Origin of the sequence: Myxococcus vastator (assembly GCF_010894475.1) — a bacterium.
Classification (GTDB): Bacteria; Myxococcota; Myxococcia; order Myxococcales; family Myxococcaceae; genus Myxococcus; species Myxococcus vastator.
On the sequence record NZ_JAAIYB010000649.1, the window covers coordinates 1 to 3550 of the forward strand.

General features: G+C 68.8%; 5 protein-coding genes. 4 read left to right on the top strand and 1 reads right to left on the bottom strand.

Annotated elements, in window-relative coordinates; translation table 11 throughout:
* The 3 genes from G4D87_RS35485 to G4D87_RS35495 form a co-directional block, all read left to right on the top strand.
* On the top strand, window positions 1-531 hold a 531-nt coding region (locus tag G4D87_RS35485; RefSeq protein WP_371928653.1), incomplete at its 5' end, for an SPW repeat domain-containing protein.
* Between the two features lie 178 nt (window positions 532-709).
* On the top strand, window positions 710-1198 hold the full coding sequence (locus G4D87_RS35490) for an SRPBCC family protein (protein ID WP_163787156.1): 489 nt from the start codon (window positions 710-712) through the stop codon (window positions 1196-1198).
* Window positions 1199-1238: 40 nt separating this feature from the next.
* On the top strand, window positions 1239-1784 hold the full coding sequence (locus G4D87_RS35495) for an SRPBCC family protein (RefSeq protein WP_240358866.1): 546 nt from the start codon (window positions 1239-1241) through the stop codon (window positions 1782-1784).
* Window position 1785: 1 nt separating this feature from the next.
* Here G4D87_RS35495 and G4D87_RS35500 read toward each other — a convergent pair whose 3' ends face one another.
* The gene (locus tag G4D87_RS35500) at window positions 1786-2295 is read right to left on the bottom strand and encodes a DUF305 domain-containing protein (RefSeq protein ID WP_163787160.1); all 510 of its coding nucleotides are present in this window, start codon (window positions 2293-2295) and stop codon (window positions 1786-1788) included.
* Window positions 2296-2612: 317 nt separating this feature from the next.
* Between G4D87_RS35500 and G4D87_RS35505 the strand changes: the two genes are divergently transcribed.
* Window positions 2613-3550 (top strand): sensor histidine kinase (locus G4D87_RS35505; protein WP_163787162.1); only part of this gene is annotated, 938 nt, incomplete at its 3' end.

Consider the following 3550-nt stretch of genomic DNA (forward strand, 5'->3'; position numbering starts at 1 on the left):
ACAGCCCCCAGCTTCGTCCCACCCCCGGTGCACCCGGAAGGGCGCCTCCGGCGGAGCGTGCGCCGCGCCATGGACCGGAGCGCCGCCGCTGGAATCATCTCTCGTCCGCTCCTGGGACGCCTGCCGTTGCGCCGGTGGGTGCCTCAGGACCTGCACTCGCTCATGGACTACAAAGGCGGGACCGCCGCGGTGCTGGCGGGGGCCTTGTCCGGAGATGCCGTGGCGAAGTCCGCGGGCATCGTCCTGGGGTCCACCGTCCTCGGTGTGTCATTGTTGACGGACTACCGCCTCAGCTTGACCAAGCTCATCCCCATCGAAGCGCATGAAATCGCCGACCATGCCTTTGGCGTCGCGTCCATCCTCGCGCCCTTCGTGCTGGGCTATGCGAAGCGCAGCCCGCTGGCCGCGGCCATCCACGTGGCGGTGGGCGTGACGACCCTCCTCGCCTCGCTGGTGACGGACTACCGGTGCCAGACGGGCATGCATCTGGGCGGCGAGCTGGCGACGGACCCGGGGGCGATTGGCGCGTGAGCGCCCCTGTCCCTCCGGCCCCGCGCCACGCGAAGTGATTCGTCGGCCTTCCGCGTCATCGGGTGAAAGCGCCTGGGGGGGGGCTTCCCAGGCGCGGTGGTGATTTCACCATTCGGTTGACAATCGCGCGGTGATGGCCGAGATATTCAACCAACTGGATGAATATCGGGAGTGCGTGATGGCCTCGACAGGGAATGACAGGAGCGCGCCGGTCGCCACGGCGATGATGATGATTCGCCGGCCCGTGGAGGACGTCTTCGCGGCCTTCGTGGACCCCGCAATCACGACGAAGTTCTGGTTCAGCCGGGGCAGCGCGCGGCTGCGGCCCGGTGGCACGGCGCAGTGGTTCTGGGACACCTACGGTGTGTCGGCCACCGTGAACGTGTTGGACTTCGAGCCCGGCGCCCGCCTGCGCATCGAGTGGGGCGACCCGGGGGAGCTGACCTTCGTCGAGTGGACCTTCACGGCGCTGTCGCCGGACCGCACGTATGTCCGCGTCGTCGAGTCCGGCTTCCGGGGGGACGACACGGCCGTCGTGGCGCGAGCGCTGGACAGCACCGGGGGCTTCAACCTGCTCCTCGCCGGGGCCAAGGCCTGGCTGGAGCACGGCATCGAGCTCGCGCTCGTTCCGGACCATGTCCCCGAGGACGCGCGGCACCTCGTCTGACGCCCGGTATCCCCCACCCCCACGCATGACCGAAGGCGCCATGAAACGAGACTCGCACGCCCACTTGTTGTCCTCCGACACCGTCCGCATCGAACGCCTGCTGCCCGGCCCCATCGAGCGCGTCTGGGCCTACCTCACCGAACCGGAGAAGCGCCGGCTGTGGCTCGCCGGCGGTCTCACGGAGACGAAGGTCGGTGGCAAGGTGGAGCTGCTGTTCCGCCACTCCGAATTGTCCGAGGACGGCGGCGCCCCTCCGCCGGCCCATGCGGACACGGCGCAGGGCCACGTCAACGCGGGGCGCGTGACGGCGTGTGAGCCGCCCCACCTGTTTGCCTATACGTGGGCGGAGAACCATGGCGACCCGTCGGAGGTCCGCTTCGAGCTGACCGAGCGCGAGGACGGTGTCCTGCTGACCGTCACCCACGTGCGCCTCAACGGCCGGGACTCCCTGCGCAGCGTGGCGGGCGGCTGGCATACGCACCTCGACCTCCTGGTCGACCGGCTGAATGGGCAGCGCTCGCCCAACTTCTGGGAGGCCTACAAGCGCGCCCACGCCGCGTACGTCACGCGCCCGGGCTTTGAGTGATTTATCGAGCGGGCGCGGGGCTTCGCGGAGCGTAGGGGGGAAGGTCGGGCGCACCCTCCGGCGTCGGCTTGCGCTCGAGGTCGGCGATGAGCTTCTCCATCTCGCCGATTTCGCGAACCTGGGACTCGATGATGCCATCGGCGAGCGCGCGCACCCGCGGGTCGCGGAGATGGGCACGTTCGCTCGTCATGATCGCGATCGAGTGGTGCGGAATCATCGCCTTCATGTACGAGACGTCACGGACCGTCTCCTGGCTGCGGACGAGCCAGAGCGCCACCGCGAACGCAGCGCTGCTCCCAACGAGGATCGCCACATTCGCCCGCCTGTTCTTGTACATGGGCCACATGAACAGCAGCATGATGACGGCCATGGTCGCGCCCATCACCACGGCCATCCAGACCCGTGTCTGGCTGAAGCGAACGTGGTCGAGTGCGTAGGTATTCAGGTACATCAGGCCGAACATCACCACTGTTGACGTGGCGATCATCGCGCCAAAACGTGGGTAGCCCATTCACTTCTCCTGGCCCCTGCGTCCTTCCACACGCAGAGCGCCAGGAGGACGACCAGGGCCGACAGCCTCAGCCGCCTTCCTCGCGCCGGCATAGCCCAGCCCGTGCCCGTCACGCGCGGCATGGTGGCCCGAGCGCCAGCGGGAGCCGTGCAGCTGACACTTCCTCCCGATGAGGCGCTCGTCTGACAACGATTGAAGGGTTCAGGCTGAGGGAGCGGTCCGCGCGCTGACTGCCTGGATGCCCGGGGCCACCTGCGCGCCTGCCAGTGTGCAGCGGGCACTCCGAGTCGCAGATTGTGCTGATGTGTGAGGAACCCATGGGAGCAAGCGCGCAAGGCAAGGGCTCGCGGGGAGGGGCCCGGCTCCTTGCCAGCAAGGAGCGCATTCTCGCCCTCTGGGAGGAGCGCCTGCGGCAGGAGGTCTCAGCCGCCGCTGGCGAGAGCCACGCCCTCCTCATCGACACGCTTCCCGTCCTGTTGCGACAACTGGCCGAGGCCGTGTCGTCCCAGCACCCCCGGCGTACCGCCACCGAGGGCAGCACCATCGCCGAGGAGCACGGCAGCGAGCGGGTCCGCGTGACGCACTTCCGTCTGAATGACCTCGTCACCGAGTACATGCTGCTGCGCGAGGTGCTTTTCGCCGTGCTGGAGGAGCCGGAGCCCTTGAGCGCGGCCGAGCGCAACACCCTCAATGCCTCCCTGGACCAGGCCATCGCGGAGGCCTGCACCGGATACGTCCTGGTGAACGAGGGGCTCCGGGAGCAGGTCTTCGCCACGCTCACACACGACCTGCGCGGGCCGCTGAGTGCGGCCAAGGTCAACGCGGGCCTCATCCTGCGCCAGCCCTCGGGTGAGCAGGTGCCGCGCTGGGCTGCGCGGGTGGCCGACAGCATCGACCGCGCGGACCGGCTGGTGCAGAACCTCCTGGATGCCATGCACATGCGGATGGGTGGCCGACCCGCGCTCCCTCTGGAGGCGTGTGACCTGGTGGACGCCGTGCGCCAGGGCGTCGAGAACCAGCAGGCCGAGCACGGCGAGCGGTTCGTCCTGGTGGCCCCGGAGCCCGTCTGGGGTTGCTTCGCGCCCGAGCTGCTGCGGCGCGCGGTGGAGAACCTGGTGAGCAATGCCGTGAAGTACGGCGCTTCGTCACGGCCCATCACCATCACCGTGCGACAGGGCCATGGGCGTGCCTTCATCCTCGTGCACAACCATGGGAGCTATATTCCCGCAGCGCAGCAGGCGCGCCTGTTCCAGGC

Coding starts and splice junctions, on each gene's coding strand:
- G4D87_RS35490 (WP_163787156.1), top strand. CDS start 710: ATGGCCTCGACAGGGAATGACAGGAGCGCGCCGGTCGCCACGGCGATG.
- G4D87_RS35500 (WP_163787160.1), bottom strand. CDS start 2,295: ATGGGCTACCCACGTTTTGGCGCGATGATCGCCACGTCAACAGTGGTG.
- G4D87_RS35495 (WP_240358866.1), top strand. CDS start 1,239: ATGAAACGAGACTCGCACGCCCACTTGTTGTCCTCCGACACCGTCCGC.